The following is a 26,324-nucleotide window of genomic DNA, read 5'->3' as shown; positions in this document are numbered from 1 at the left end:
CCGTCCCGGGCGGCCGTGTCGTTTCTGGCGCCCGCGGGTGCGCACCGGCCGCGCCGGCACACGACGCACACGGCACCACCTCCCGCAGGGCCCGCACGATGACCGCTCCCCGACACCGCCTGCAGGGGCGTCCCACGCTCCTGGCCTTCCTGCTGGGCTGCGGCATCGCCGCGGCGGCCACGGCCCACGATGCGGACACCGCGCCCCGCCCGACGAACCCCGGCGCGGCCGATCGGACGGGCACCGCACCCGGCGAGCCCGCACCGGCCACCGAGCTGCAGTGCGGCCTGCGCACCGGCGACCGCCACACCACGCTGCGGGCCCGCCCGACGCGCGATCCGCTGGCCGCGACCGAGGCCGGACTCGGCGGCCGCTTCCTGCTGCAGGCGGTGGCCCTGGCGCGCGCCGATGCGCCACAGACGGTCGACGAGGTCATCGTGCGCGTGATCGACACCGAATCGGGCGATCTGCCCCAGGTGCTGGTGCACAGCCGCTGGCAGCACGGCCTGCCCACGGCCCTCGGCGAGGGCCAGGCCTGGGCGCCGAACCTGAGCGGCTGGCAGCGCGTCTACTCCCCCTATCTGGGCCGCGAGCTGGCCTGGGGCTGCGCGCTGGTGCGCTCCGGCGCCGAGCCCGCCGGCTGGCACCAGGTCGACGCCACCGGGCCGGCCCTGCGCGAGAGCGCCCCGGCGCGGCCTCAGCCCACGGCCGCCGGACGCCAGGCCCGGCTGCGTCTGGCCTGGATGGGCGACGTGATGCTGGCCGACGGCCCCGGCCGCGTGATCGCCCGCGGCGGCGATCCCTTCGCCCACGTCGGCGAGCTGCTGCGCAGCGCCGACCTGCGCATCGCCAACCTCGAATGCGTGATCGCCACCGGCGGCCAGCGCGTGCCCAAACCCTGGGCCTTCCGCGCCCACCCGCGCACGCTGCCGGTGCTGCAGCGCCATGTGGACGTGGTCTCGCTGGCCAACAACCATTCCGGCGACTTCGGCGCGGCCGCCTTCGACGAGATGCTGGGGCGGCTGGAGCGCGCCGGCCTGCCCTGGTTCGGCGGCGGCCGCACCGCGCGCGAGGCCCATCAGCCGCGCATCATCGAACGCCAGGGCCTGCGCATCGCGCTGCTGGCCTACAACGAGATGTTCCCGCGCCAGTTCGAGGCCACCGAGCGCAGCGCCGGTGCGGCCTGGGCCGATGAGGAGCGCATCGTCGCCGCCATCCGCGCCGCGCGCCGCCAGGCCGACATCGTCATCCCCTACCTGCACTGGGGGCAGGAGCAGGAGACGGTGGCCCACGCCCGCCAGCGCGCACTGGCCCGCCGCATGATCGAGGCCGGCGCCGACGCCGTCGTCGGCACCCACCCGCACGTGCGCCAGGACAGCGAGATCATCGACGGCAAGCCGGTGATCTACAGCCTGGGCAACTTCGTCTTCGACGGCTTCGACAAGGCCGAGCAGCGCACCGGCTCGATCCTGTGGATGACGGTCGATGCGCAGGGCGTGCAGGACTGGTCGCTGCAGCCGGTGGTCATCGACGCCGACGGACGACCGCGGGCCTTGCCGCGCTGAGCCGCACGCCCGCGGGCGAGCGGGCGGGCGGGCGGGTGACGAAGGCACCACCCGCGACGGCGGGCTGCCCGACGGGGCCACGGACGGTGGCGCCAACCCGGCGCGCGGCGCGTCGGAAAAGCAGAAAGCCTCGCAGGTCAAGGACTTGCGAGGCTTCAGCTTCTGGTGGGCCAGTGCAGGGTTCGAACCTGCGGCCCCTGCCGTATGAGCGCGGGTTCCTGGCCTTTTCGGTCATGCCCCGGAGCTCCCCGGACGTGCCCGGTAAATCCAGAATTTCCAATCAAATCAATATGTTAGGCTATTTCCAAGTGTGATCGAGCCACCCGCTCGCACCGCCTCGAAAACGGCGCCTCCCGTGCGCGAGTGGCGTAAATTTGGCGCGAATCTTGGCGCTCGGAAACGGTGTGAGGTGCGCCAACGTTCAGACCCAGCACAGGCCTTCAGGACGCCATGTGGACGTTGCCTGACCGCCCGCCGCGGCGACCTGCGTCGGTGGCCATAGCAGGTCATACAGCAGCGCCACGGTGTCACCCAGGCTGCCGGCTTCGATGCGGCTCTTGTTCAAGAAGGCTTGCCACTGGCGCTGCTTCGCAGCGTCGTCGCTGAACTCCCTGGTCAGCGCCAAGGGGCGCTCAGCGGGCAGCGCGGTCTGGCGCCGGGCAAAGGTGGCGGCGATGGCTGCTGCCAGCGTGGCACCGTCCAGTTCCGTCCGTCGGGCAATCACGGCAAGGTCGAAGAAGTCCTTCATGCGGCTGTTCGCTTGCCCCAGCATCACCATGGCCTGGTACTTCTCGGCGATCACGGTGTAGACCGGATAGACGCGCAGCGTGGGGGCGGGGAAGTCGCCCAGCAAGGTCGGGTAGGCCACCGTCTGTGGCCCCGGTGTCACGGCGTCACCGAAACCCACATCGATCTGCAAGGCGCAGCGTGCCGAGCCGAGGCGCCCCACCAGGGTGATACGGGTGCCACCGTAGGTGTTGTCCTCGCGAATGGCCTCGGCCTTGACGGAGTCGGAGGCGAACACGATGGCATCGCCCAGGTCCATGGCGGCGATATCGCGGAAGGTGGCGACCAAGCTCGCTTCATCATCGGGGCCGAAGCCCAGCAAGTCGGCGTCCCGGGTCGGTCGATGCGGGGTGTCGTACCAGAGTGCAAAGAGCAGCGCACCCTTGAGGAGGAACCGGTCGGCATGCGGTGAAGCGCTCACGCGCGCCAGCAGGCGCTCCATGCCGAAGCGGCTGAGCAGCAGGTTGTAGTCGTCGCCGCGCTGCTTGGCGAGGGTCAGCAACCGAGCCAGGATCGACGCGGCGAGATTGCCAGAAGACCTGGCGCCAGCACCCTCCCCAGCTACCGCGGGAGGCTGCAGCGGGCGATCCTGCGCTGCGCTCATTGGACCCAAGCCTCCAGGTAGGGCTGCATGACCCGCTCGACCCGGTTGATCCTGGCGAAGTGGCCCAGCTCGGCCATGGTGACCTTGCGGCTGCGCCACGCGTCCTTGAGGGCCTCCAGCGCCACGTCCAGGCCGATCTTGTGGCGGAACTTGAAGCAGTCGGTCACCGTCTTGGCGGGGCTGTACACGCGGATCGGAGCCCCATGGTCCGTCACGGTCTGGATGCCGTCGCTGTAAGCGGCGCCGCGCAGGCGTGTGATGCGCAGCGTGGGGTAGCCCAGCGCCGGCGTCTGGCTGCCTTCGGGCAGCGCGACCCACACCTCGTGCGGCAGTTGCGTGCCGATCTCATGGAACTGCAGCGCACTCAGCAGGCACAGCACACCCCTGGGCACACGCTGGCAGACCTCCATCAGGGTCTGATGTTCGGTGACTTCGGCGTCGGGCAGGCCATACAGGCCGCGGGCAAGCCTTTGCAGCTTGCCGAGCTGGTTCAGCCGGATCAGCAACTGCGGGGACCAGCCGTGCGCGCGCACGTCAGCCGCCCGCACCACGCGCTGGCGTCGGGCCAGTTCGAGGATGAGGTCAGACTGGTTCATGAATGGGCGAGTTTGATATACGCATCACATTTTTTCAAGTGATGCGATTTTCAATCAACCCGAGACGAGGACTCTGAGGCCCACCGGACTGGGCCGTCACAGGCGGAAGGCTCCGATCGGTACTCGATCAGCTTCAACGGTGTCTGAGCCAGCCGGAGTGACTGCGCCAGCAGCGTGCGATCGAGAAAGTGTTGCAGCCGACTTGCAGCTGGATATCTCCTACGAGTCGTTGAGCAGGTGACTCGGGAGCGAGTGGCGCAAAATTGGCGCAAACGCACCAACAGGCCAGCCGGACGGGCAAATCCGGGGGGTTCCGGGAGCGGTCGGGAAGACCGTGACACAAAGCAAAAAGCCTTGCAGATCAACGACCTGCAAGGCTTTTGCGTTTTGGTGGGCGGTGCAGGGTTCGAACCTGCGACCCCTGCCGTGTGAAGGCAGTGCTCTACCGCTGAGCTAACCGCCCGGAACCTGTCCGGGACTTCCCGATGCTGCTTCGGCAGATCTGCGCTTCTGGCGCTTGCTCTGCTGACTTGCTTCGTATTGCTACGCCGCTGCAGCGAAGCTCAGATTATGCGTGCACTCTGCAGTTCAACGCAAGCCTTAATCCGATCTTTTTTATCGGGAAAGGATCAAGGCCGACCTCAGGCCGACGGCGCCCCTTCGGCCGCCGTCTCCCAACGCCGCCACACGGTCTTGCCGCCGCTGCTCTTGTCGAGCTCGGTGAGCACGCGGGCGTGGGCCGTGCACTCGTCGTCGGCCGGCTCGATGACGGGCAGCGAGAACTGCGTCAGATCCAGCGCATCGGCGGCCAGGGCCGCGTCGGCCGGGCCGCTGCCCCCCTCCTCGCCGGCATGCATGACCAGCGAGTCCTGGCCGCGCGTCAGGCGGATGTAGACCTCGGCCAGCAGCTCCGAGTCCAGCAGCGCGCCGTGGAAGGTGCGCTTGGTGTTGTCGACCTCCAGCCGGCGGCACAGCGCATCCAGCGAGTTCGCCTTGCCCGGGAACTGCTCGCGCGCCATCAACAGGCTGTCGGTGACCTTGGCCACGCAGGTGTGGAACGGCGGCTTGCCCAGGCGGCGCAGTTCGGCATTGAAGAAGCCGACGTCGAAGCCCGCGTTGTGGGCGATGACCTCGGCGCCCTCGATGAAGGCCAGGAACTCGTCGGCGACCTGGGCGAACACCGGCTTGTCGGCCAGGAAGGCGTCGGTCAGGCCGTGGATGCGGATCGCCTCCTCGCTGCCCTTGCGCTCGGGGTTCAGGTAGAGGTGCAGGGTGCGGCCGGTCAGCCGACGGTTGACCATCTCGACGCAGCCGATCTCGACGATGCGGTCGCCCTGCTCGGGGCTCAGGCCGGTGGTCTCGGTGTCGAAGAAGACTTGACGCATGGTGCGTGGGGACAGGAAAGGACGGGGGAAGACGGGTCAGGCCGGCCGCGCGACCGGCAGCCGGCCGCGCCGCGTGGCCCAGGCCCACAGCAGCACGCCGCCGACGATCATCGGCACGCACAGCCACTGGCCGCGCGACAGGCCGAGCGCCTGCAGGCCGAGGAAGGCATCGGGCTCACGGAAGTATTCGGCGATGAAGCGCAGCAGGCCATAGCCGCCCAGGAAGGCGCCCGAGACCTGGCCGATGGCGCGCGGCCGGCGCGCATAGAGCCACAGCAGCGCGGCCAGCAACAGGCCTTCGAGCGCGAACTGGTAGAGCTGCGAAGGGTGGCGCGGCAGCAGCGAGCCGCTCTGCGGGAACACCATCGCCCAGGGCAGATCCGCGCTGGCCGGCCGGCCCCAGAGCTCACCGTTGATGAAGTTGCCGATGCGGCCGCTGGCCAGGCCGGTGGGCACGCAGGGCGCGATCAGGTCGGTGACTTCCAGCCAGGCGCGGCCGTGGCGACGCGCATACAAGGCCAGCGCGACGATGACGCCCAGCATGCCGCCGTGGAAGGCCATGCCGCCCTGCCAGACCGACAGGATCTCCATCGGATGGGCCAGATAGTGTTCGGGCTTGTAGAACAGCACATAGCCCAGGCGCCCTCCCAGGATCACGCCGAGCACGCCCCAGAACAGCAGGTCCTCGACCTGAGGGGCGCTCCAGCCGGCGGCCCGCCACATGGGCTGGCGCACCCGCGCACGCGCCAGCAGCATGAACAGCGTGAAGGCCAGCAGATAGCTCAGCCCGTACCAGTGGACCTGCAGGGGACCGATGGCCAGCGCCACCGGGTTGAACTGGGGATGCACCAGCATCGACACGACTCCGGACTCGGGACCAGGGCGCCGCCGCAGCGCGCCCGCCTGGCGGCCGACCGGTGCACCCGGGGTGCTGGCCGGGCGGGCCGCTGGGGCCGGATTGTCGCCGCTCCGCACGCCGGGCCGGCCGCGACCGCCACGCGCGACCCGAGGCGCGCCCGGGCGGATGACCGGCGCGGAAGGTTCGGGAGGGGCGGGAGGGGCGGGAGGGGCGGCCGGCACCTCATCCCGTCAACGCGGGCTTCCGGCCCTCATCCGCGCCGATCGCCGGGCTTGGGCGCGTCGGTGGCACGCTGGCCGCGCAGCGGCATGTCACGGCCGATGCGCATGCCCAGGCGCTCGTACTGCGCGCGCCGGCGTTCGGCCGCCTGGCGCTGCATGCGGTCCATGATCTGGCGTTGCGTCAGCCCGGTCGCATCCGCGAAGGCCCACCAGGCCGCCGCCAGACCGAACGGGGCCAGCACCCAGCCCCAGGCCATCGTGCCGATGCCGGGAAAGCCCAGCCACTTCAGCGCGATGAGCGCCACCCCCATCCAGAAAAAAGCCATGTTCCATCCCTGAGTCGTCATCCCCGCGGTTTCCCGTAGCTGGTGGCCGTCAACGTGGGGGGATAACATCCGTTGATTGCCATGTGGCCGCACACCGCAGCGGCGGTCACTCCCGGGCGCGCAGGCCCTTCTGGCCGGCCGCTGATTTTCGCTGCCACTTCCTCGACTGAGGTTATCCGAGATGAACAAGTACGTGCTCGTTGCCGCCCTGGCCGTCGCCGCCGCCGCTCCGGCCTTCGCCGCCGAAGACATGACCAAGATGGCCCAGGAAAAGAGCTGCTTGGCCTGCCACGCGGTCGACAAGAAGCTGATCGGCCCGGGCTTCAAGGAAGTCGCTGCCAAGTACGCCGGCCAGAAGGATGCCGTGGCCAAGCTGACCGACAAGGTCATGAAGGGTGGTGCAGGCTCGTTCGGCCAGGTTCCGATGCCGGCCAACCCGCAGGTCAATGCCGAGCAGGCCAAGGCGCTGGTGACCTGGATCCTGGCACTGAAGTGACCGCGGCGCCGATGCCCGGTGCATCGGCCCGGTCCCCGGCGACGGCCCTGCCGCCGCCGCGTCCGCTCCCCCACGAGCCCGCCCTGGCGGGCTCGTGTCATTCCAGGACATCCCCGACCCCCGATCGGCGAGCGCAAGGACGAGATCCGCGGCATGACACGCCGATGACACGGGTTATGCTGTGCAACCCATGTCGCCGAGCCGCCTGCCCCCGCCTTCCGCAACGGAGCTGACTGACGGCCCGTCACCGGCGGCCCGATCGGCCACGGCAGCCGTGACGATCCTCGACATCGAGGCCTCCGGATTCGGCGCTGGCGGCTATCCGATCGAGATCGGCTATGTCCGCGACGACGGCTGCAGCTGGTGCTCGCTGATCCGGCCTGAACCGGAATGGACACGCTGGGACGCCTCGGCCCAGCAGGTGCACGGCATCACCCGTGTCCAGGTCGAATCGCAGGGTCGCCCGGCGCGCGAGATCGCACAGCGGCTGAACACCGATCTGGCCGGCCGGACCGCCTACAGCGACGCCTGGGCCCACGACTACGCCTGGCTGGCCCAGCTCTTCGATGCCGCCGGCCTGGCCCCCCGCTTCCGCCTGGAATCGATCCATCGCCTGATCGACGCGGACCAGCTGCCGGCGCTGGCCGACCACCGCCGCAGCGCCTTCGATACCCTGCAGGTGCGGCGCCACCGTGCCAGCAGTGACGCCCGCGCACTGCAATGGGCCCTGCTGCAGGTGCAGCAACAGGCCGGCACGGACCCGGAAAGCCGCCCGAGCGCCGCCACCGCCGAGCGCCCCACCCGGGACGGCCCCGGCAATCCGACAGCCGGCGGCTGACGCACACACCCGGCGGACCTGCCCCCGCCGCAACGGACCCGTCCGTCACCGGGCCTGTCGTCGAGACAGAAAAAAGGCCGCCCGAAGGCGGCCTGCAACCGGTGCGGGGCCCATGCGCTCGACGGGCCCCGGGTCGACACGGTGCGGCCGCCTGCCCGGCGCCGCACCCGATGTGCATCAGTGGTTGTCGCCCAGCTGGTCCAGGATGGCCGGGTTCTCCAGCGTGCTGGTGTCCTGGGTGATGGCCTCGCCCTTGGCCAGGCTGCGCAGCAGGCGGCGCATGATCTTGCCGCTGCGGGTCTTGGGCAGGTTGTCGCCGAAGCGGATGTCCTTGGGCTTGGCGATCGGGCCGATCTCCTTGGCCACATGGTCGCGCAGCTGCTTGGCGATGGCACGGGCCTCGTCGCCGACCGGACGCGGACGCTTCAGGACGACGAAGGCGCAGATCGCCTCGCCGGTGGTGTCGTCGGGGCGGCCGACCACGGCGGCCTCGGCCACCAGCTCGGTGCAGCTGACCAGCGCCGACTCGATCTCCATCGTGCCCATGCGGTGGCCGGAGACGTTCAGCACGTCGTCGATGCGGCCGGTGATGGTGAAGTAACCGGTCTTGGCGTCGCGGATGGCGCCGTCACCGGCCAGGTAGTACTTGCCCTGGAAATCGTCCGGGTAGTAGCTCTTCTTGAAGCGCTCGGGGTCGCCCCAGATCGTGCGGATCATCGACGGCCACGGCTTCTTCACCACCAGGATGCCGCCCTGGCCCCAGGGCACGTCCTTGCCCGTTTCATCCACCACGGCGGCCTGGATGCCCGGGAAGGGCAGCGTGCACGAGCCCGGCACCAGCGGCGTGGCGCCCGGCAGCGGGGTGATCATGTGGCCGCCGGTCTCGGTCTGCCAGAAGGTGTCGACGATCGGGCAGCGGCTGCCGCCGACGTGCTTGTGGTACCACTCCCAGGCGGCCGGGTTGATGGGCTCGCCCACCGAACCCAGGATGCGCAGCGAGCTCAGGTCGTAGCTCTTGGGGTGGACGGCGTCATTGGCCTCGGCGGCCTTGATCAGGCTGCGGATGGCGGTGGGCGCGGTGTAGAAGATCGAGACCTTGTGGTCCTGGATCATCTTCCAGAAGCGGCCGGCGTCCGGGTAGGTGGGCACGCCCTCGAACACGATCTCGGTGCCGCCGAGGGCCAGCGGGCCGTAGGTGATGTAGGTGTGGCCGGTCACCCAGCCGATGTCGGCCGTGCACCAGAAGACGTCGTCGCCCTTCAGGTCGAAAGTCAGCTTGGTGGTCAGCGCGGCATGCAGCAGGTAGCCGCCGGTCGAGTGCTGGACGCCCTTGGGCTTGCCGGTCGAGCCGCTGGTGTACAGCAGGAACAGCGGATGCTCGGCGCTGACCCACTCGGGCTCGCAGGTGGTCGCCTGGGTGTCGACGACGTCGGCCATCCACAGGTCACGCCCGGCGGCCATGGCGATGTCGGCGCCGGTGCGCTTGACGACCAGCACGTTGTGCACGCTCTCGCAGCCGCCGAGCGCGATGGCCTCGTCGACGATGGACTTCAGCGGCAGGTGCTTGCCACCGCGCACCTGCTGGTCGGCGGTGATGACGACCTTGGCGCCGGTGTCCTGGATGCGGTCGCGCAGCGATTGCGCCGAGAAGCCGCCGAAGACCACCGAGTGGGTGGCGCCGATGCGGGCGCAGGCCTGCATCGCGGCCACGCCGTCGACCGACATGCTGATGTAGATGATGACCCGGTCGCCCTTGGTCACGCCCAGGCTCTTCAGGCCGTTGGCGATCTGGCAGGTCTTGGCCAGCAGCTGGCTGTAGCTGACCTTGGTGACCTCACCGCCGTCGGCTTCGAAGATCAGCGCGGTCTTGTCGCCCAGGCCCTTCTCGATGTTGCGGTCCAGGCAGTTGTAGGACGCGTTCAGCGTGCCGTCGGCGAACCACTTGAAGAACGGCCGCTCGCTCTCGTCGAGCACCTGGGTGAACGGGGTCTTCCAGCTCAGCAGCTCGCGCGCGTGGCGGGCCCAGTAGCCCTCGTAGTCGGCCTCGGCCTCCTGGACCAGGGCCTCGTAGCCGGCCATGCCCTGCACGTGGGCGGTCGCCACCGTCGCCGCGTCCGGCGTGTAGATCTTGAGTTCGGTGGACGATTCGGAAGCGCTCATGCTTGTCTCCTGGGTGGATGTCAACAGGTCCCCTCCACGTTAGGCAGGGGCTCTTACGATGTGCTTACTCGGTCGGAGCGCAAGGAGCGGGCCAAGTCCGAGGGGGGCCGTGTGAAGGCCCATCCACCTAGAATCCGCCGCCGATCCCGGGGTCGCACCCGGGGTTTTCCCGCAGTCTGACGCTACACCATGGCACACCCTCCGAGTCCCGATGTCCAGAAACGGCTGCCCCCGCTGCCGGCGCTGATCTTCGCCAGCCGCTGGCTGCAACTGCCGCTGTACCTGGGCCTGATCCTGGCGCAGGCGGTCTATGTCTTCCACTTCTGGGTCGAACTGGTCCACCTGATCGAGGCGGCCTTCGGCAACCAGGCCGCGCTGCAGAAGCTGGTCTCGAGCATCGGCTACAAGAGCGATGTCGCGCCGTCAGGCCTGAACGAGACCATCATCATGCTGGTCGTGCTGGCACTGATCGACGTGGTGATGATCAGCAACCTGCTGATCATGGTGATCGTCGGCGGCTACGAGACCTTCGTCTCGCGCCTGGGGCTCGAAGGCCATCCGGACCAGCCGGAATGGCTGGACCACGTCAACGCCTCGGTGCTCAAGGTCAAGCTGGCCACGGCCATCATCGGCATCAGCTCGATCCATCTGCTCAAGACCTTCATCAACGCCGGCAACTACGACGAGAAGGTGCTGATCTGGCAGACGGTGATCCACGTCGCCTTCCTGTTCTCGGCCATGGCCATCGCGATGGCCGACCGGCTGATGTCGCATTCGCACGGCCCGGCCAAGCACTGAGCTCCGCCGACCGAGCCCTGCCGTCAGTCCCGCGCCAAGCGGATGCGGGACACTCCGCGGCCTGACCCGATCCTCTCCCCCTCCCCGTCCTTGCCCGCCATGAGCACCACCACGATCCGCCAGCAAGACCTGATCGACAGCATCGCCGCCGCGCTGCAGTACATCAGCTACTACCACCCGGCCGACTACATCGCCCATCTGGCCCGCGCCTACGAGCGCGAGGAATCGGAAGCGGCCAAGGACGCCATCGCGCAGATCCTGACCAATTCCAAGATGTGCGCCGAGGGCCGGCGCCCGATCTGCCAGGACACCGGCATCGTCAACGTGTTCCTGAAGGTCGGCATGGACGTGAAGTGGGACGGCTTCACCGGCTCGATCGAGGACGCCGTCAACGAGGGCGTGCGCCAGGGCTATCTGAACCCCGACAACACGCTGCGCGCCAGCGTGCTGGACGATCCCATCTTCGCCCGCAAGAACACCAAGGACAACACGCCGGCCGTGGTGCAGATGGAGATCGTGCCCGGCAACACGCTGGACGTGACCGTCGCGGCCAAGGGCGGCGGCTCGGAGAACAAGTCCAAGGTCTACATGCTCAACCCGAGCGACGACATCGTCGAGTGGGTGCTCAAGACCGTGCCGACCATGGGCGCCGGCTGGTGCCCGCCGGGCATGCTGGGCATCGGCGTCGGCGGCACCGCCGAGAAGGCCGTGCTGCTGGCCAAGCAGGCGCTGATGGAGGACATCGACATGTACGAGCTGCAGGCCAAGGCGGCCAGCGGCGCGTCGCTGTCCAAGCTCGAAGAACTGCGCCTGGAACTGCACGAGAAGGTCAATGCGCTGGGCATCGGCGCCCAGGGCCTGGGCGGCCTGACCACGGTGCTGGACGTCAAGATCAAGACCTTCCCGACGCACGCCGCCAGCAAGCCGATCGCGATGATCCCCAACTGCGCGGCGACGCGGCATGCGCACTTCGTGATGGACGGCTCGGGCCCGGTCTACCTCGATCCGCCGAGCCTGGACCTGTGGCCGGACGTGAAGTGGGCGCCCGACTACAACAAGAGCAAGCGCGTCGATCTGAACACGCTGACCAAGGCCGAGGTGGCCAGCTGGAAGCCGGGCGACACGCTGCTGCTCAACGGCAAGCTGCTGACCGGCCGCGACGCCGCCCACAAGCGCATCCAGGACATGCTGTCCAAGGGTGAATCGCTGCCGGTGGACTTCACCAACCGCGTCATCTACTACGTCGGCCCGGTCGATCCGGTGCGCGACGAGGTGGTCGGCCCGGCCGGTCCCACCACCGCCACGCGCATGGATGGCTTCACCCGCATGATGCTGGAGAAGACCGGCCTGATCGCGATGGTGGGCAAGAGCGAGCGCGGCCCGGTCGCCATCGAGGCGATCAAGGACAACCAGAGCGCCTACCTGATGGCCGTGGGCGGCAGCGCCTACCTGGTGTCCAAGGCCATCAAGGCGGCCAAGGTGCTGGCCTTCGCCGACCTGGGCATGGAAGCGATCTACGAGTTCGACGTCGTCGACATGCCGGTGACGGTGGCGGTGGACGCCGGCGGCACCTCGGCCCACATCGAAGGGCCGAAGACCTGGCAGGCCAAGATCGGCAAGATCCCGGTCACGGTGGCCTGATCCAGTGCCTCCAGGGGCCGGCCGGCAACGGCCGTGCCCCGGCGATCGCCACGCGACGCCCGCCTGCCGGCCCTCCGGCACGCGGGCGTCGCGCGTTCAAGGCAGGTGCTTGAGCGCCGCCTCGGAGCCCGGCGCCGCCCGCACCACCTGCTGCGGATACGGGATCTCGATGCCCTGCCGGTCGAGGGTGCGCAGGATCGCGCGGTTGACGCCGTCCTTGACACCGCCCTCGCCGCGGTCGAGATCGGCGATCCAGTAGGCGCAGGTCAGCTGCAGGCCGTTGGCGCCGAAGCCCGACAGCAGCACGGCCGGCCCCGGGTCCTGCAGCACGCGGGGCACGGCGGCGATCGCGGCCTGCAGCACCGGCGTCAGCGCCTCCAGGTCGCTGCCGTAGGCGATCTCGACCACCGTGGTCAGCGCCACCTTGGTGTCGGCGAACGAGCAGTTCTCGACCCGCTGGGTGATCAGCAGCTCGTTGGGCACGATGGACTCGCGGCCGTTGGGTGCGCGCAGCACCGTGTAGCGGGTGGTGATGTCGGAGATGCGGCCCTCGAAGCCGTCGACCTTGACCACGTCGCCGATGCGCAGGCTGCGCTCGGCCAGGATGACGAAGCCGCTGACGTAGTTGGCCGCCAGCTTCTGCAGGCCGAAACCGAGGCCCACGCCGATCGCGCCGCCCAGCACGCTGAGCGCGCCCAGCGGGATGCCGGCGGCCGACATCGCCACCAGCACGCCGATGACCAGCAGCAGCGCGCGCACCGCGTTGGCGGCCATCTTGCGCACGCTCAGGTTGACCGCCTCGGCGCGCAGCAGCCGCGACTCGATCGAGGCCGACAGCCACAACATGGCCAGCAGCACGACGATGGCCGTCAGCGCGCCCTCGAGCAGGCTGCGCAGGCTGACCGGCGAGCCGCCGATCTTCCAGCTGACCGACTCCAGCGCCTCCAGCGTCGGCGCCAGCAGCTCGGTCAGCCACAGCACCAGCGCGGCCCACACCAGCCAGCTGACGGTGCGCTCCAGATAACGCACCAGACGAGAGGCCGGAAAGGCCGCGTGCAGCACCCGCACCGTGCCGCGGATGACGGTCAGACTGAGCAGCAGCGGAATGGCCAGGCGAAAGACCGCCGGCGCCACCAGATCCCCGATGAACACCCGGGCCAGCGCGGCCAGACCGAGCGCCGCCGCCGGGAACAGCACGCCGTCCAGACCGCGCTCGCCCAGCAGGATGCTCTCGACATGAGGGGCACCGGCCGGACCGCGCGGGGCGGCACCGGAGGCCTCGTCCGCCGCGGTCTGGGCCGCGACATCGGCCGCGCGCAGCCGTGACAGGCGATGCACCAGCAGCCCGGAGACCAGCAGACAGACCGCCAGGATGGCCAGACCGGTCAGCGACGAGACACTCAGCAGCTCGGTGACGAGCCGCGACAGACGATCGAGAACGTTCATGCCCGCTAGTGGAGCACAGCCCGGCGACGTTCCCGGGGCGGCCCGGACCGTGACGGCTCAGACGTCGGCCAGCACCCGCACGTGGGCCACCACGCTGCGCGCCAGCGCGCTCAGCGCGTAGCCGCCCTCCAGGCAGGAGACGATGCGCCCCTGGGCATGGCGCCGGGCCACGTCCTGCAGGCGGCGGGTGATCCACTCGTAGTCGGCCTCGACCAGGCCCATCTGGCCCATGTCGTCCTCGCGGTGGGCGTCGAAGCCGGCGCTGATGAAGATCAGCTCGGGGCGGAAGGCCTCGAGCGCCGGCAGCCACATCGCGTCGATGACCTCGCGCACCTCCATGCCGCGGGTGTAGGCCGGGATCGGCACGTTGACCATGTTCGTGCCCTTGGGCACCGCGCCGCAGTTCGGGTAGAGCGGGTGCTGGAAGAAGCTGCACATCAGGATGCGCTCATCGCCGGCGATGATGTCCTCGGTGCCGTTGCCGTGGTGGACGTCGAAGTCGATGATGGCCACGCGCTGCAGGCCCGCCACGTCGAGCGCATGGCGGGCGGCCACGGCGACGTTGTTGAAGAAGCAGAAGCCCCCGGCCTCGTCGCGCATGGCATGGTGGCCGGGCGGGCGCACCGCGCAGAAGGCGTTGTCGACCTCGCCGCGCAGCACGGCCTCGGTCGCGGCCACCGCCGCGCCGGCCGAGCGCAGCGCGGCGCGCCAGGTGCCGGGGCAGGCCAGCGTGTCCGGATCCAGGTGGCGCGACTCGCCGCTGGACTCGATCTGCTCCAGCACGTCCTTGAGCTGCAGCACGTAGTGGGTGGTGTGGGCGCGCCCGATCTGTTCGAGCGTGGCCAGCGGGGCGTCGCGGTGCTCGAGCGCGATGTCGAGACCGGAGGCCAGCAGCTGGTCGTGGATGGCATCCAGGCGCTGCGGACATTCGGGATGGCCGGCGCCCATGTCGTGCAGGCGGCAGTCGGCGTGGGTGTAGAACGCGGTGGACATGGTGGGCTTGTCTTCCTCGGCAATCGGTGTTTTCCGTTATGGTGCGCCGCATGTCTGTCCCCAATCTTGCGCGGCGTCTGGCCCTCCTCGCGGACCAGATTAGCACGGTCATCGTGGGCAAGCGAGACCGCATCGAGGACGCGCTGACCTGCCTGCTGGCCGGCGGCCATCTGCTGATCGAGGACCTGCCGGGCGTGGGCAAGACCACGCTGGCCCAGGCGCTGGCGCAGTCGCTCGGCCTGCGGCTGCAGCGGGTGCAGTTCACCGCCGACCTGCTGCCGACCGACCTGCTGGGCACCAGCGTGTTCGAGCGCGCCGGCGAGCGCTTCGTCTTCCATCCGGGTCCGGTGTTCAGCCCGGTGCTGCTGGCCGACGAGATCAACCGCGCCGGCCCCAAGACGCAGAGCGCGCTGCTGGAGGCGATGGAGGAGCGCCAGGTCTCGATCGACGGCGTGACCCACCCGCTGCCCGAGCCCTTCTTCGTCATCGCGACGCAGAACCCGGCCGAGCAGCTGGGCACCCATCCGCTGCCCGAAAGCCAGCTCGACCGCTTCCTGATGTGCATCCACCTCGGCTACCCCGATCCGGCGGCCGAGCGCGCGCTGCTGGCCGGCGAGGACCGGCGCGCGCTGCTGGCGCGGCTGCCGGCGCAGCTCGATGCCGAGGGCCTGCGCGCGCTGCGCGCGGCGGTGGCGGCCGTGCATGCGTCGGACGCGCTGCTGGACTATCTGCAGGCGCTGCTGACGGCCAGCCGCCAGCCGCGCTGGTTCCAGCAGGGGCTGAGCCCGCGCGCCGGCCTGGCCATCCTGCGGGCGGCGCGGGCGCGCGCGCTGCTGTCGGGCCGCGACTGGGTGGCGCCGGAGGACCTGCAGCGCGTGCTGCCACCGGCCTGCGTGCACCGGCTGCACGCGCCGGTCGGCAGCGGCAGAGACACGCAGACTCAGGTGCAGGCGCTGCTGGCCGCGGTGCCGCTGCCCTGAGCCATCCACCACGGCCGGACATGGTGACGAAGGACCCGGCGGCGACACCGCCACCGACCGGCGCGCAGCGCGCCCGGGCCGCAGACGGCCGGCGCGGCCGGCCGTGGGCCCGTGTTCGCGCCGATGTGCGCACCCGCCTGCACGCCTGGAGCGACGCCCGCGCCCGGCGCCAGGACACCCAGACCTGGGACCATGCCAACCTCTACGTGCTGCCCACCCGCGCCGGCGGGCTGTATGCGCTGACGCTGCTGGCCATGCTGGTGGGCGCGATCAACTTCCAGCTGCAGCTCGGACACGCGCTGGTCTTCCTGCTGGGCAGCGTGGCGGCCGTCTCGATCTGGCAGACGCATGCGGCGCTGCGCGGCCTGCGGCTGGAGGTGCAGGCCGTGCCCGACGCCCCGGCCGGCGCCACCGCCGCACTGCACCTGCGACTGTGCAACGACGGCCCGCAACGCTGCGGCCTGCGCCTGGGCTGGCGCGAGGGCGGCGCGCAAGAGGCCGGCCGGCATGACCGCGCAGGTGCCCTCCCGCCCGGGCGTACCGTGCGCCCCACGCCGGCCGCGCCGCTGCCGGTCGTGGTCGAGGCGGACACCCCGTCCTCACCGCGGCTGGATCTGGAGCTCGCGCCCGGCGAGCAGCGCACGCTGACGCTGCACCACCGCAGCGGGCCGCGCGGCCATCACCTGCTGCCGACCATCGAGATCTCGACCACCTACCCCTACGGCCTGTTCCGCTGCTGGGGCTGGATGCGGCCGGCCCGCCGGCGCATCGTCCATCCGGCGCCCGAGCAACCGGCGCCGCCCTGGCCGCAGCGCCGGGCACCGGGCGACGACCACGCGCGCCACGACCGTCCACACGGCCCCGCCGCGGCCCGCGACACGGAGGAGCCCGACCTGCCCCGCGACTGGCGGCCCGGCGACCGCCCGCGCGAGGTGCTGTGGAAGCACTACGCGCGCAGCCAGCGCCTGCTGGTGCGTGCGCGCCGCGCGCCACCGCAGCCGCCGGCCGACGTGCTGACGCTGGCCGATGCGGCCGGGGCCTCGCCGGGGACCGCACACGGCGGCGGCGCCCACCGTGCAAGCGGCCCTGCCATCCCCCCCGGGATCAGCCCAACGACCCGCCCCGCGAGCAGCCCCGTGATCGACGCCGCGACAGGCCCCGCGACGGACCCGGCGCTCGAAGCCGCCCTGTCCCGGCTCTGCGCCTGGCTGCTGCAGGCCGCGCGTGAGGGCCGGCCGGTGCGCCTGCAGCTGCCGGGACGGCCCGCGCTGCCCGTCGGTGGCACGGGCACGGGCGAGGCCGGCGACCGCGAAGCCCTGGCGGCCGCCCTGCGGGCACTCGCCCTGCACGGGCTGACGGAGCCCCCGCAATGAGCCCGCACCCCGGCGCCCCGGCTCCGGACGCCCGCAGCCGGACCGGACCGGCGGCCACTGCCACCCAACCCACCACGCCGCACCGCCGCCTGCCCCCCATCAGCCGCGAAGCCCGCGACACCCTGGTCCAGCTGGCCGTGGCCGGCCTGATCGCCGCCCCGCTGCTGCCCGAGCTGCCGCCGTGGGTCGGTGCGCTGTTCGGCGTGCTGCTGGCCTGGCGCGGCCTGCGGGCCTGGCGGGACCGGCCGCTGCCGCCGCGCTGGGCCGCCGCCGGCCTGACGCTGGCCGCCACCGCCGGCATCGCCCTGCAGCACGGCACGCTGCTGGGCCGCGAGGCCGGGCTGTCGCTGCTGGTGCTGCTGCTGGCGCTCAAGCTGCTGGAGCTGCGCGCGCGGCGTGACGCGATGGTGCTGTTCTTCCTCGGTTTCTTCATCGTGCAGATGCAGGCGCTCTACGGCCAGTCGCTGGCGCGCGCGCTCGGCATGCTGGCCGGCTGCACCGCGCTGCTGGTGCTGCTGGTGCTGGCGCAGCGGCCGCAGGGCCGCCCGCCGCTGCGCCAGGCGCTGCGCACCGTGCTGCGCAGCCTGACCGTGGCGCTGCCGCTGGCCGCACTCGTCTTCCTGGTCTTCCCGCGGCTGGGTCCGCTGTGGGGCACGCCGCAGGCCGGCGTCGGCCGCACCGGGCTGTCGGAGGAACTGGCCCCCGGCGACGTCGCCGCACTGGCCGAGGACGATGGCGTCGCGCTGCGCCTGCGCTTCGCGCCAGGGCCGCAACCGGCGCCCGGCACGCTGTATTTCCGGGGCCCGGTGCTCAGCAGCTTCGACGGCGAGCGCTGGCGTGTGGCCTGGTCGGCGCGCCTGCGGCCGGCCAGCGCGCTGCGGGTGGCGGCCGATGCGCCGGCGGGCCCACCGGTCGGCGATCCGGGCAGCGCGCCGGCCGGCCCGGCGGCCGGCGCGCCCGGCACCACCCAGGCCGGCCTGCTGCTGGAGGACCGCCCGCTGCGCTACGAGGCGCTGTTCGAGCCCCAGCGGCTGGCCGCGCTGCCGCTGCTGGAGCTCAGCCCCCCGCTGCCCGGCGCGGCCTTCGGCCCGGCCACCGACGCCGAGGGCTGGCTGGGCCGCGACGCGGTCTGGCACCGGGCACAGCCCAACCGGGAACGGCTGCGCCTGGAGCTGCTGGCCTGGCCGCGCTGGCGGCTCGATCCGACGCTCGATGCCGACAGCGCCGCCCGCCTGCGCGCGCTGCCGGCCGGCAGCAATCCGCAGGCCCAGGCCTGGGCCCGCGCCCTGCGCACACGGCTGGGCGCATCCGCCGATGCCGACCGTCTGGCGCTGGCCCTGGTCGCGCATCTGCGCAGCGGCGGCTACCGCTACAGCACGCAACCCGGCCGTTACGGACCGCAGATGGTCGACGAGCTGTGGTTCGGCCGCCGCATCGGCTTTTGCGAGCACTATGCGGCCGCCGTCGCGCTGATGCTGCGCGCGATGGACGTGCCCGCGCGCATCGTCACCGGCTATCTGGGCAGCGATGCGCCGGATGCCGACGGCTGGCGCGTGGTGCGCCAGCGCAATGCCCATGCCTGGGTCGAGTACTGGCAGGCCGGCCGCGGCTGGCAGCGGCTGGACCCGACCGCCGCCGTCGCGCCCGAGCGGGTGGCACGCGACAGCGTCGCGGCGGCCACGCCCGGCCTGCTCGGCCAGGCCCTGCTGGACCTGGATCCGGCGCTCTGGCGCCTGCTGCAGCGCCAGTGGGCGACGCTCGACACCCGCTGGGTGTTGTGGCTGGACGGCTGGAACCGCCAGCAACAGCTCGACACCTTGCGCCGGCTGGGCCTGGACACGCCGGACACCACCACCCTGTGGCGGGCGCTGGCGCTGGTGATCAGCGTCCCGGCGCTGCTGGGCGCGCTGTGGCTGCTGCGCCGGCCGCGCAGGGCGGGCAACGCCTGGGAGCGGCAGCGCGACGCCCTGGTGCAGGCCCTGCGCGACCGCGGCATCGAGGCCACGGCCAGCGACGCACCGGCCCGCTGGGCGGACGCCCTGCGCCAACGCCACGGCGCAGCGGCCGCCGAGGCCGCCGCACGGCTCGATGCCCTGCAGCGACTGCGTTATGCACCCGGTGGGCGTGACCGGCTCACGCCCGGCGAGTGGCGCGCACTGCGGCGGGCCCTGCGGCTCTGCCGATAATGCCGCGGCATGAGCCTGCCTGCCCTGCGTCCTGCTGCCACCGTGGCCACCGCATCGTCGACCGATCCCCTGCCCGCGCACCGGGCACGGCCCTGGCGCCGGGCACTGTCGCCCCTCACGCCACTCGCGCCCCTCGTCCTGCTGGCCGGGCTCGGCCTGGGCGGCCTCGGCGCGGGTGGGACGGCCCAGGCCGCCGGCCAGGAAGCCGCGGCCCGGACGGCGAAGGACACCAAGGACGCCCAGAACGTCCAGGACGCCCGGCGTGCGAAGCGCGGCCAGGACGCCGGTAGCGCCCGCCGCGCCACCACCACCGCACCCACCACCGCCACCACGCAGCCTGCCCCGGCCACCCGATCGGCCAAGGCCGCCGGCCCGGCCCTGCCTCCGCCGCCGACCTATGGCGAGACCCCGGCCGTGCAGGCACTGGCCCAGCGTCTGGCAGCCCAGCACGGACTGGATGCGGCCTGGGTCACGCGCACCATCGCCTCGGCCACGCCCAATGCGTCGGTGCAGCGGCTGATCATGCCGGCGGCCACGCCGGCCGCCAAGAACTGGGCCGCCTACCGCGCCCGCTTCGTCGAGCCGCAGCGCATCGCCGCCGGCGTCGACTTCTGGGCCCGCCATGCCGACGTGCTGGCGCGCGCCGAGGCCCGCTACGGCGTGCCGGCCGCGCTCATCGTCGGCATCATCGGCGTGGAGACCTACTACGGCCGCGTGATGGGCAGCTTCCGCGTGCTCGACGCGCTGGCCACCCTCAGCCTGGACTTTCCCAGCGGGCGCAGCGACCGCAGCGCCTTCTTCCAGGACGAGCTCGGCCAGTTCCTGGCCTGGACCTCGCGCGAGCAGCTCGATCCGCTGTCGGTGCGCGGCTCCTATGCCGGCGCCCTCGGCCTGGGCCAGTTCATGCCCGGCAGCCTGATGCGCCATGCGGTCGACTTCGACGGCGACGGCCACATCGACCTGCGCGGCAGCGCGGCTGACGCCATCGGCAGCATCGCCGCCTACCTGCGCGACCACGGCTGGCAGCCCGGCCTGGCCACGCACTACGCCGCCACGCCACCGGCCGACGGCACCGCACTGGCCACGATGCTGGCCCCCGACATCAAGCCCAGCTTCACGCGTGCCCAGTGGCAGGCACTGGGTGCCGGCCTGGGCCCGGAGGCCGCGGCCCATCCGGACGACGGCACACCGGCCGCGCTGCTGGCCCTGGTACAGCTGCACAACGGCCAGATCGAGGGGCAAGCCGCGGCCCCGGCGACCTGGCTGGCCGGCACCCAGAACTTCTATGCCGTGACCCGCTACAACTGGTCGGCCTACTACGCGGCCGGGGTGATCGACCTCGGCGCGACCGTCGCCCACGCCTGGCTGGCCCGCCGCGGCCCGTCGACGGACGGCGCGACCGCATCGGCGCCGATCCCCGCGCCGGCCGCCCCCGCCCGCTGAATCGGGGCGGCAAGGCCGGCCGCGACAGGCCGCGACAGGCCGCGACCGGCCGCCGGCCGCGGCCCCCGCTCGCCGCACGCGGTGCAGGCAGCGCATAACATCGCCGCCCATGCCCCGCACCGCTGCCTCCGCTTCCCCCGTCCCGTCCATCTGCCCGGACGAGGACACCCGCGTCCACACGCTGTCCAACGGCGTGCGGGTGCTGACCATCCGCGAGCCGGGCAGCCCCAGCGTCTGCCTGAGCGTGTTCGTGCGCTCCGGCAGCCGCCACGAAGGCCACCGCGACAGCGGCATCAGCCATGTCGTCGAGCACATGGCCTTCAAGGGCACGACGCGCCGCGACTGCCAGCGCATCAACCGCGACGCCGAGCGCCTGGGCGCCGAGGTCAACGCCCACACCGACCGCGACCACACCGCCTTCCACATGCGCGGCCTGGCGCGCGACGCGGTGACGCTGCTCAAGCAGCTGGCCGACATCGTGCGCCACCCCACCTTCCCCGAGGACGAGCTGGAGCGCGAGCGCCAGGTGATCCTGCACGAGTACACCGAGGTCGAGGACGACCCGGTGGCCACCGCCTTCCGCCTGTTCGACCGCTGCTGCTTCGGCCGCGATCCGGTGGCGCGGCCGGTGATCGGCAGCCGCGCCAACATCCGCCGCTTCAGCCGCGACGACCTGCTGGACTGGGTGCAGCGCCAGTACACCGGCTGCAACACCATCGTCGCGGTGGCCGGCGGCATCGACCCGGAGGCCGTGCTGGCCGCGGCCGAGGCCGCCTTCGGCCGCATGCCGGCGGGCACGCCGAACGTGCTGGGTGAACCCGCGTGGCTGGGCGGCATGGCCACGCGCCGCCATGGCGGCTCCAGCCAGGTGCAGCTGGTGCTGGGCTGGCCCGGGCCCTCGCTGCAGCAGCCGCATGCGGCCACCCAGCTGGCCGCGGCCGTGCTGGGCGAAGGCATGAGCTCGCCGCTGATCGACGCCATCCGCGAGCGCCAGGCCCTGTGCTACTACGCCGCCTGCTCGGCCGACGTGCTCGACGGCCACGGCGCCTGGGTGATCGAGGCCTCGACCAGCCCGCAGCAGGTGGTCCAGCTGATCGACGAGCTGGTGCGCCAGCTGCAGGCCGTCTGCGCCCAGGTGCGCGCGGCCGATCTGCAGCGGGCCCGCCACCAGCTGATGGTGCGCGCGCTGGCGGCGCTGGAGCGGCCGTTCCAGCGCCTGGAGGCGGCGGCGCAGGATCTGTACGCGCTGGGCCGCGTGCGGGGCCGCCATGAATGGATGGACGCGCTGCAGGCCGCCACCCCGGCCCAGGTGCGCCGTGCCGCGCAGCAGGCGCTGGCCCAGCCGCCGGCGCTCGCGCTGGTCGGTGCCACCACCAGCCGCGCGCTGCGCGGGATCGACGAGGGCGTGCTCGAACGCCTGCGCGTGGGCGGCTGAAGGCCCGCTGTTCCGGCGACCGGCCGCCCGCCGGCACGGTGAAGATGGCCACCGTCCGTCGCCCCGACGGACGGCCGGCACCCCGCACCGCACGGGCAAAAAAAAGCCCGGCCGCTGGGGGCCGGGCGAACACAACCGTGCCTCAGACACTGCATCACGGCCTCGACACCGGTGGATCAACCCATCCACCGGGCGCGACCGAGACCCCTCGGGTCGTCCGTCCGCTGCGGCCCCGCACGGGGCGGCAACGCTCGGACGACGACATCGGGCCCGGATCCGCCGCGAGGCACTGCGGCGGATCCCGGAGCCACCGCCGCGCCGGGCGCGCGGTGGCAGGAACGACACGCGGCGTCAGTAGCGCAGCGTGGTGAACTTCAGGCTCGTGCCCCCTTCCGCGGTGACCAGCCAGTCCTTGCCGTCGGCGCGCACGCTGCCGGCGCCACTGACGACCACCGGCATCGTGTAGCGGCTCTTGGGCAGCAGCCAGGTCTGCTCGGTCAGGCCCTGGGCGTTGGTGGCGGTGAAGGTGGTCAGGCCGAAGAACATGCGCGCCGACCACTCGGTCTCGACCCGGCGCTGCGAGAAGTCCGCCAGATGCGACATCGTGTACCAGCGGAAGCGGCCCGAGGCCTGCATGCGATCGGCCCGGTTGAGCAGCGCCTCGAAGGGCTGCAGATGGCCGAGCGTGCCGGGCGGATGGGTGTAGAACATCCGGTTGGTGCGGTGGTTGATCGCGAAGCTCTGCAGATCCAGCAGCCACTGGCCCGAGGCCATGTCGCTGACGCCGAACTCCTCGAACTCCTCGAAGGTCGCGTACTTGCCCAGCGGCGTCACCGGCGAGGACCAGGCCTTGTCGGTCAGACGCTGGCCGTTGCGCCAGGGCCGGATCATCGCCGCCCCCAGATCGCTGACCATGTACATCGCCTTGACCCCGCGCGCCTCCAGCCAGCGCACGGCCCAGGTCGGCGTGTTGCCCTGGGGCGAGCTGTACTCGGTGATGCGCCGGCCGGTGATGCGCTCGATGGCGTCGAAGTTCCTCTGCAGCATCCAGCTCAGGTCGGGCACGTTGGCCTCGCTGGCGTTGGCGCCCCAGTAGTCGTGCACCCAGCCGCCGTGCGAGCCCAGCTCGTGGGCCGGCAGCCGGTCGCGGTTCAGCGGTGAGGCATAGGGGCCGACATTGCCGAGCTTGCGCACCAGGTCCTGGGCGGTCTTGTCGTTGTCCAGATCCTGGCCCTTGCCGTCGCCGAAGCTGATCACGTCGGGGCCGGCGGTGAAGTGCAGCGAGAACGGCCCGCGCTTGAGGATCGAGGTCTCGGCCAGCAGCTGCTTGGTGTCGGCCGTCAGGTCGTCGCCGTCGTCGATGTGCCAGTTGTAGATCAGGCCGCCGCGGCCACGCGGCTGCACCGACATCGACGGCAGACCGACCACGTCGCGGCCGAAATGGTCGAGGAAGCCGTGCAGCAGCGCGCCATCGGTGCCGACGGCCTTGAAGTAGCCCAGCGGCATGTTGACGAACAGCAGCTGGCCGCTGCCGTAGGTGCGGATGCCGGCGGCCAGGCCGTGCTCGGGCGAGGACAGGTAGACGGTGCCCGGGAAGGTGCCGGTGGTGACGTAGCTGAAGTAGTTCAGCGCCCCGTAGCCGTAGCCGCTGATGGTCTGCAGCGAGCCGTCGCCGGCCGCGCCCTCGTTGACCGATCGTTCGGTGGCGCTGCGGCCGTCGGCGTTGATCACCGCGTCGACCTCGAAGCTGTTGCGGCGCAGCAGGTCGTAGATGTGGCGGTCACGGGCGCGGAAGGCCTGCGGGTTGCGGCGGTTGAACTTCACCGGCGCGCCCAGCTCGACGCCCAGGCCCAGCTGCTGGCGCAGCTGGTTCAGGCGGCGCTTGCGCACGTTGCCCGAGCCTTCGTCGATGCGCGCCATCTGGCGCTGCTGCAGCAGGCCGCGCAGGCGCGCGCTGCCGCCCGGATCGGCCGCCGTGACGGGCACGAAGGCGGTGCTGGCGGTGGTCGTGGCCAGGCTGGCCGGCGGCTGGTAGGGCAGGTACTTGCCCGGCGGCATCGACAGGCTGTCCAGGCGGGCCCGGGTGCCGACGACCGGGCCGAAGCCGACCATGGTCTCGGCACCGGCGCCGTCGTTCCACAGCGCGTAGTCCAGGCCGACCATGTCGGCGAAGCGGCTGGGCCGGCCGCCGGTCGGGAAGAAGCCGCTGGTGTCGAGCACGCCGGCGTCATAGACCAGCATCAGCTTGCCGCCGGTGTAGGCGTACTGCTTGATCGCGGCGATCAGCGCGTCGCTGGCCCGCAGGTGGGCCGAGTCGGGCACGATCAGGCCGGGCACGGCGCGCGCCGCACCGGTGCCCAGCGCCAGCAGCTGGCTGTCGGTCATCAGCTCGATGTTGAGGCCCTCCTCGGCCGCGCTGTCGACCCAGACCTTGATGCTCCAGTGCTGCAGGTCGACCCCGTCGGGCACCAGCAGGGTCAGGCTGTCGACGGGGGCGGCCTGGGCCAGGCCGGCACACAGCGCGGCCGCGGCGGCGGCCAGGGAGTGGCGCAGCCGCAGACGCAGGCCGCGCAGCCAGGTGCGGGCCAGCTGGCGGCAACGTTCGAGGGCGCGCGGGCGCGAGGTCTTGTTCATCGGGTCATCTCTCCGGAATGACGTTCAGGTCCAGGGGCGGGAACAGCGGTCAGCGCCACGGCCGCAGGGGCGGCCGGGGAGCGGGCGGACGGGGCGAGGGGCACGGCCAGGGACGCGGCCTGGCGCGCGGCCGGGGGCAGCGCCGCAGGGACGGCGGCCGAGGGGGCGAGCGGCGGCGGCGGCGGCGGCGGCGGCAGCAGCCAGGCCAGCCACAGCAGGTCGCCGATCTCGAAGGGCGCCGGAAAGCGCGTCATCACGGTGGCCGGATGGGCGTCCGGATCGGGCGCGGCGGCGGGCGTCAGCCAGGCCGCGCGGGCCCGCCCGAGCCAGATCTGGGCCGACACCGGATCCCCGGTGCAGGCCGCCGCCACCGCGACCGACGGCCACCAGAAGCCGTCGCCGTCGGCCGGCGCGAGCGCCCAGCGCGCAGGGCGCAGCGCGACCGGGTCGTCCGCCGCGGGCGCCACCGATCCGGGCGGAGGGGCCGGCGCAGGCGCGGCGGCCTGCCAGCCACCGACGGCCGCCTGCCAGGCCTGGCGCGCCTGCTGCCGCAGCTGCTCGGCGGCGGGCGGCGCCAGGTGCTGGTCCAGGCCCCACAGCAGCGGCCAGGCCTGGGCCACGGTGTCCGGATACCAGCGGGTGGCATCGGGCGCCGCGGCGCGGGCATGGACGCGCCAGCGGCCGGCGGCGGCGTCCCACAGCCGGGTCTGGATGGCGCTGGCCACGCGCCGGGCCTGGCGCCGGCCGTCGGCGGCGGCGGCCGGCGACTGCCAGACCTCGGCCTGCAACTGGGCCCAGGCGGCCCAGCCGGCGGCCACCTCGACGGCGTCCATCAGGTAGGCCACCGGATAGTCGGGCGCGGCCAGGCTCAGGCCCTGGCCGTCGTCGAGCCGGCGCAGCGCGGCCGCGGCATCGCCGAGCGCACGCCGCAGCAGCGGCTCGCGCAGCAGGCTCGCATCGCCGGTGTGGCGCCACCAGGCCTGGGCCGCCAGCAGCAGGCTGGCCGCGGCGCTGTCGTGGGCATCGACCGCCTCGCAGCGCGTGCCCCGCGCCGCCGCCGGCCGCGGCGCGCCCGGGGGCGCACAGCGCAACAGGCGGCCGGTGTCGACCTGCAGCCAGTGGTCGGGCAGCACGCCGGGCCAGGGCGTACGCCCGGGCGCCAGCGCCCGCGCCTGCCAGCGCAGCCAGTCGGCGGCCAGCGGTCGCACGGCCTGCGGCGCGGCCGCCAGCATGCCCACCAGGGCGAGGTTGGCCGGATAGGCGGAGATGCGCTGCCAGGGGGGCGCATCGCCGCTCTCGTGGGCGGCATCGTTCTGCACCCGCCAGGCCCCGTCGGCCGGCTGGCCCGGCGCCTGCACGGCCAGCGTGCGCAGCACCTGCACCGCGGCCTCGGCCAGGGCGGCATCGGCCAGCGGCTGCGCCGGGCAGGGGCTGCCGGGCAGCGGCGCGGCCCCGGCCGCCCGCGCGGTGGGCGAGAAGGTCAGCGACAAGGCCAGCGGCAGGACCAGTGGCAGCGCCAGCGAGAGGGCCGGCGGAAGGCGCAGGCGGAGGCCCATGGC

20 protein-coding genes and 1 tRNA gene are annotated in these 26,324 nt (G+C 72.2%); 10 read left to right on the top strand and 11 right to left on the bottom strand.

Features of this window, described 5'->3' with window-relative positions:
* The first annotated feature begins 98 nt into the window (after window positions 1-98).
* Complete coding sequence (locus tag AACH11_RS05860) at window positions 99-1,565, top strand: CapA family protein (RefSeq protein ID WP_341373257.1); 1,467 nt, start codon at window positions 99-101, stop codon at window positions 1,563-1,565.
* A gap of 421 nt (window positions 1,566-1,986) precedes the next feature.
* Here the strand turns inward: AACH11_RS05860 and AACH11_RS05855 are convergent, their stop codons facing one another.
* From AACH11_RS05855 to AACH11_RS05830, 6 genes are all read right to left on the bottom strand, one after another.
* Complete coding sequence (locus AACH11_RS05855) at window positions 1,987-2,955, bottom strand: nucleotidyl transferase AbiEii/AbiGii toxin family protein (RefSeq protein WP_341373256.1); 969 nt, start codon at window positions 2,953-2,955, stop codon at window positions 1,987-1,989.
* Window positions 2,952-3,551: a type IV toxin-antitoxin system AbiEi family antitoxin domain-containing protein gene (locus AACH11_RS05850; RefSeq protein ID WP_341373255.1), complete on the bottom strand. Its 600-nt coding sequence runs from the start codon at window positions 3,549-3,551 to the stop codon at window positions 2,952-2,954. Before AACH11_RS05850 ends, AACH11_RS05855 begins: the two co-directional genes overlap by 4 nt.
* 388 nt (window positions 3,552-3,939) lie before the next feature.
* Window positions 3,940-4,014, bottom strand: a tRNA-Val gene (locus AACH11_RS05845).
* Between the two features lie 178 nt (window positions 4,015-4,192).
* Window positions 4,193-4,936, bottom strand: coding sequence for a DNA polymerase III subunit epsilon (gene dnaQ, locus AACH11_RS05840; RefSeq protein ID WP_341373254.1), 744 nt, complete (start codon window positions 4,934-4,936; stop codon window positions 4,193-4,195).
* 36 nt (window positions 4,937-4,972) lie between these two features.
* Window positions 4,973-5,791: a prolipoprotein diacylglyceryl transferase gene (gene lgt, locus AACH11_RS05835; RefSeq protein WP_341373253.1), complete on the bottom strand. Its 819-nt coding sequence runs from the start codon at window positions 5,789-5,791 to the stop codon at window positions 4,973-4,975.
* 254 nt (window positions 5,792-6,045) lie between these two features.
* The gene (locus tag AACH11_RS05830) at window positions 6,046-6,342 is read right to left on the bottom strand and encodes a TIGR04438 family Trp-rich protein (protein WP_341373252.1); all 297 of its coding nucleotides are present in this window, start codon (window positions 6,340-6,342) and stop codon (window positions 6,046-6,048) included.
* Window positions 6,343-6,523: 181 nt separating this feature from the next.
* On the opposite strand from AACH11_RS05830, the gene AACH11_RS05825 reads away from it, so the two are divergent.
* Complete coding sequence (locus tag AACH11_RS05825; protein ID WP_341373251.1) at window positions 6,524-6,838, top strand: c-type cytochrome; 315 nt, start codon at window positions 6,524-6,526, stop codon at window positions 6,836-6,838.
* 274 nt (window positions 6,839-7,112) lie between these two features.
* Window positions 7,113-7,676, top strand: a complete 564-nt coding sequence (locus tag AACH11_RS05820; protein ID WP_341373250.1) for a 3'-5' exonuclease — start codon at window positions 7,113-7,115, stop codon at window positions 7,674-7,676.
* Window positions 7,677-7,853: 177 nt separating this feature from the next.
* On the opposite strand, the gene acs is transcribed toward AACH11_RS05820, so the two are convergent.
* Entirely contained in the window at window positions 7,854-9,836 is a 1,983-nt protein-coding gene (gene acs, locus AACH11_RS05815) for an acetate--CoA ligase (protein ID WP_341373249.1), read from the bottom strand.
* Between the two features lie 189 nt (window positions 9,837-10,025).
* On the opposite strand from acs, the gene AACH11_RS05810 reads away from it, so the two are divergent.
* Together AACH11_RS05810 and AACH11_RS05805 are read left to right on the top strand one after the other, a co-directional pair.
* Window positions 10,026-10,634 carry a YqhA family protein gene (locus tag AACH11_RS05810; protein WP_341373248.1) on the top strand — a complete coding sequence of 203 codons (609 nt, stop codon included), beginning with the start codon at window positions 10,026-10,028 and terminating at the stop codon, window positions 10,632-10,634.
* A 99-nt stretch (window positions 10,635-10,733) separates the two neighbouring features.
* The gene (locus tag AACH11_RS05805; RefSeq protein ID WP_341373247.1) at window positions 10,734-12,275 is read left to right on the top strand and encodes a fumarate hydratase; all 1,542 of its coding nucleotides are present in this window, start codon (window positions 10,734-10,736) and stop codon (window positions 12,273-12,275) included.
* 96 nt (window positions 12,276-12,371) lie between these two features.
* On the opposite strand, the gene AACH11_RS05800 is transcribed toward AACH11_RS05805, so the two are convergent.
* Both AACH11_RS05800 and AACH11_RS05795 read right to left on the bottom strand, forming a co-directional pair.
* On the bottom strand, window positions 12,372-13,721 hold the full coding sequence (locus AACH11_RS05800; RefSeq protein WP_341373246.1) for a mechanosensitive ion channel family protein: 1,350 nt from the start codon (window positions 13,719-13,721) through the stop codon (window positions 12,372-12,374).
* A gap of 57 nt (window positions 13,722-13,778) precedes the next feature.
* Window positions 13,779-14,714 (bottom strand): histone deacetylase family protein, encoded by a 936-nt coding sequence (locus tag AACH11_RS05795; RefSeq protein WP_341373245.1) that lies wholly within the window; start codon window positions 14,712-14,714, stop codon window positions 13,779-13,781.
* 38 nt (window positions 14,715-14,752) lie between these two features.
* On the opposite strand from AACH11_RS05795, the gene AACH11_RS05790 reads away from it, so the two are divergent.
* The 5 genes from AACH11_RS05790 (at window position 14,753) to AACH11_RS05770 (ending at window position 22,131) form a co-directional block, all read left to right on the top strand.
* Window positions 14,753-15,694 carry an AAA family ATPase gene (locus AACH11_RS05790; RefSeq protein ID WP_341373244.1) on the top strand — a complete coding sequence of 314 codons (942 nt, stop codon included), beginning with the start codon at window positions 14,753-14,755 and terminating at the stop codon, window positions 15,692-15,694.
* A 125-nt stretch (window positions 15,695-15,819) separates the two neighbouring features.
* A complete protein-coding gene (locus AACH11_RS05785) occupies window positions 15,820-17,067 on the top strand; it encodes a DUF58 domain-containing protein (protein WP_341373243.1) in 1,248 nt (415 codons plus the stop codon).
* Window positions 17,064-19,253 carry a transglutaminaseTgpA domain-containing protein gene (locus tag AACH11_RS05780; protein ID WP_341373242.1) on the top strand — a complete coding sequence of 730 codons (2,190 nt, stop codon included), beginning with the start codon at window positions 17,064-17,066 and terminating at the stop codon, window positions 19,251-19,253. The genes AACH11_RS05785 and AACH11_RS05780 overlap by 4 nt, the downstream gene beginning before the upstream one ends.
* 9 nt (window positions 19,254-19,262) lie before the next feature.
* A complete protein-coding gene (mltB, locus tag AACH11_RS05775; protein WP_341373241.1) occupies window positions 19,263-20,696 on the top strand; it encodes a lytic murein transglycosylase B in 1,434 nt (477 codons plus the stop codon).
* 109 nt (window positions 20,697-20,805) lie between these two features.
* The gene (locus AACH11_RS05770; RefSeq protein WP_341373240.1) at window positions 20,806-22,131 is read left to right on the top strand and encodes a M16 family metallopeptidase; all 1,326 of its coding nucleotides are present in this window, start codon (window positions 20,806-20,808) and stop codon (window positions 22,129-22,131) included.
* Window positions 22,132-22,482: 351 nt separating this feature from the next.
* Here AACH11_RS05770 and AACH11_RS05765 read toward each other — a convergent pair whose 3' ends face one another.
* Both AACH11_RS05765 and AACH11_RS05760 read right to left on the bottom strand, forming a co-directional pair.
* Entirely contained in the window at window positions 22,483-24,765 is a 2,283-nt protein-coding gene (locus tag AACH11_RS05765; RefSeq protein WP_341373239.1) for a polysaccharide deacetylase family protein, read from the bottom strand.
* Window positions 24,762-26,321, bottom strand: a complete 1,560-nt coding sequence (locus AACH11_RS05760; protein ID WP_341373238.1) for a hypothetical protein — start codon at window positions 26,319-26,321, stop codon at window positions 24,762-24,764. The genes AACH11_RS05765 and AACH11_RS05760 overlap by 4 nt, the downstream gene beginning before the upstream one ends.
* Window positions 26,322-26,324 lie beyond the last annotated feature (3 nt).

This window comes from Pseudaquabacterium rugosum (genome assembly GCF_038066575.1).
GTDB classification, from domain to species: Bacteria; Pseudomonadota; Gammaproteobacteria; order Burkholderiales; family Burkholderiaceae_C; genus Pseudaquabacterium; species Pseudaquabacterium rugosum.
Note: the sequence above shows the minus strand (reverse complement) of the source record. Positions and strands in the feature narration are given on the sequence as shown.

Excerpts from the sequence above, each read along its gene's own strand:
- AACH11_RS05860 (WP_341373257.1), top strand. The coding sequence starts at position 99 with ATGACCGCTCCCCGACACCGCCTGCAGGGGCGTCCCACGCTCCTGGCC.
- AACH11_RS05855 (WP_341373256.1), bottom strand. The coding sequence starts at position 2,955 with ATGAGCGCAGCGCAGGATCGCCCGCTGCAGCCTCCCGCGGTAGCTGGG.
- AACH11_RS05850 (WP_341373255.1), bottom strand. The coding sequence starts at position 3,551 with ATGAACCAGTCTGACCTCATCCTCGAACTGGCCCGACGCCAGCGCGTG.
- dnaQ (WP_341373254.1), bottom strand. The coding sequence starts at position 4,936 with ATGCGTCAAGTCTTCTTCGACACCGAGACCACCGGCCTGAGCCCCGAG.
- lgt (WP_341373253.1), bottom strand. The coding sequence starts at position 5,791 with ATGCTGGTGCATCCCCAGTTCAACCCGGTGGCGCTGGCCATCGGTCCC.
- AACH11_RS05830 (WP_341373252.1), bottom strand. The coding sequence starts at position 6,342 with ATGGCTTTTTTCTGGATGGGGGTGGCGCTCATCGCGCTGAAGTGGCTG.
- AACH11_RS05825 (WP_341373251.1), top strand. The coding sequence starts at position 6,524 with ATGAACAAGTACGTGCTCGTTGCCGCCCTGGCCGTCGCCGCCGCCGCT.
- acs (WP_341373249.1), bottom strand. The coding sequence starts at position 9,836 with ATGAGCGCTTCCGAATCGTCCACCGAACTCAAGATCTACACGCCGGAC.
- AACH11_RS05810 (WP_341373248.1), top strand. The coding sequence starts at position 10,026 with ATGGCACACCCTCCGAGTCCCGATGTCCAGAAACGGCTGCCCCCGCTG.
- AACH11_RS05805 (WP_341373247.1), top strand. The coding sequence starts at position 10,734 with ATGAGCACCACCACGATCCGCCAGCAAGACCTGATCGACAGCATCGCC.
- AACH11_RS05800 (WP_341373246.1), bottom strand. The coding sequence starts at position 13,721 with ATGAACGTTCTCGATCGTCTGTCGCGGCTCGTCACCGAGCTGCTGAGT.
- AACH11_RS05795 (WP_341373245.1), bottom strand. The coding sequence starts at position 14,714 with ATGTCCACCGCGTTCTACACCCACGCCGACTGCCGCCTGCACGACATG.
- AACH11_RS05790 (WP_341373244.1), top strand. The coding sequence starts at position 14,753 with ATGGTGCGCCGCATGTCTGTCCCCAATCTTGCGCGGCGTCTGGCCCTC.
- AACH11_RS05780 (WP_341373242.1), top strand. The coding sequence starts at position 17,064 with ATGAGCCCGCACCCCGGCGCCCCGGCTCCGGACGCCCGCAGCCGGACC.
- mltB (WP_341373241.1), top strand. The coding sequence starts at position 19,263 with ATGAGCCTGCCTGCCCTGCGTCCTGCTGCCACCGTGGCCACCGCATCG.
- AACH11_RS05770 (WP_341373240.1), top strand. The coding sequence starts at position 20,806 with ATGCCCCGCACCGCTGCCTCCGCTTCCCCCGTCCCGTCCATCTGCCCG.
- AACH11_RS05765 (WP_341373239.1), bottom strand. The coding sequence starts at position 24,765 with ATGAACAAGACCTCGCGCCCGCGCGCCCTCGAACGTTGCCGCCAGCTG.
- AACH11_RS05760 (WP_341373238.1), bottom strand. The coding sequence starts at position 26,321 with ATGGGCCTCCGCCTGCGCCTTCCGCCGGCCCTCTCGCTGGCGCTGCCA.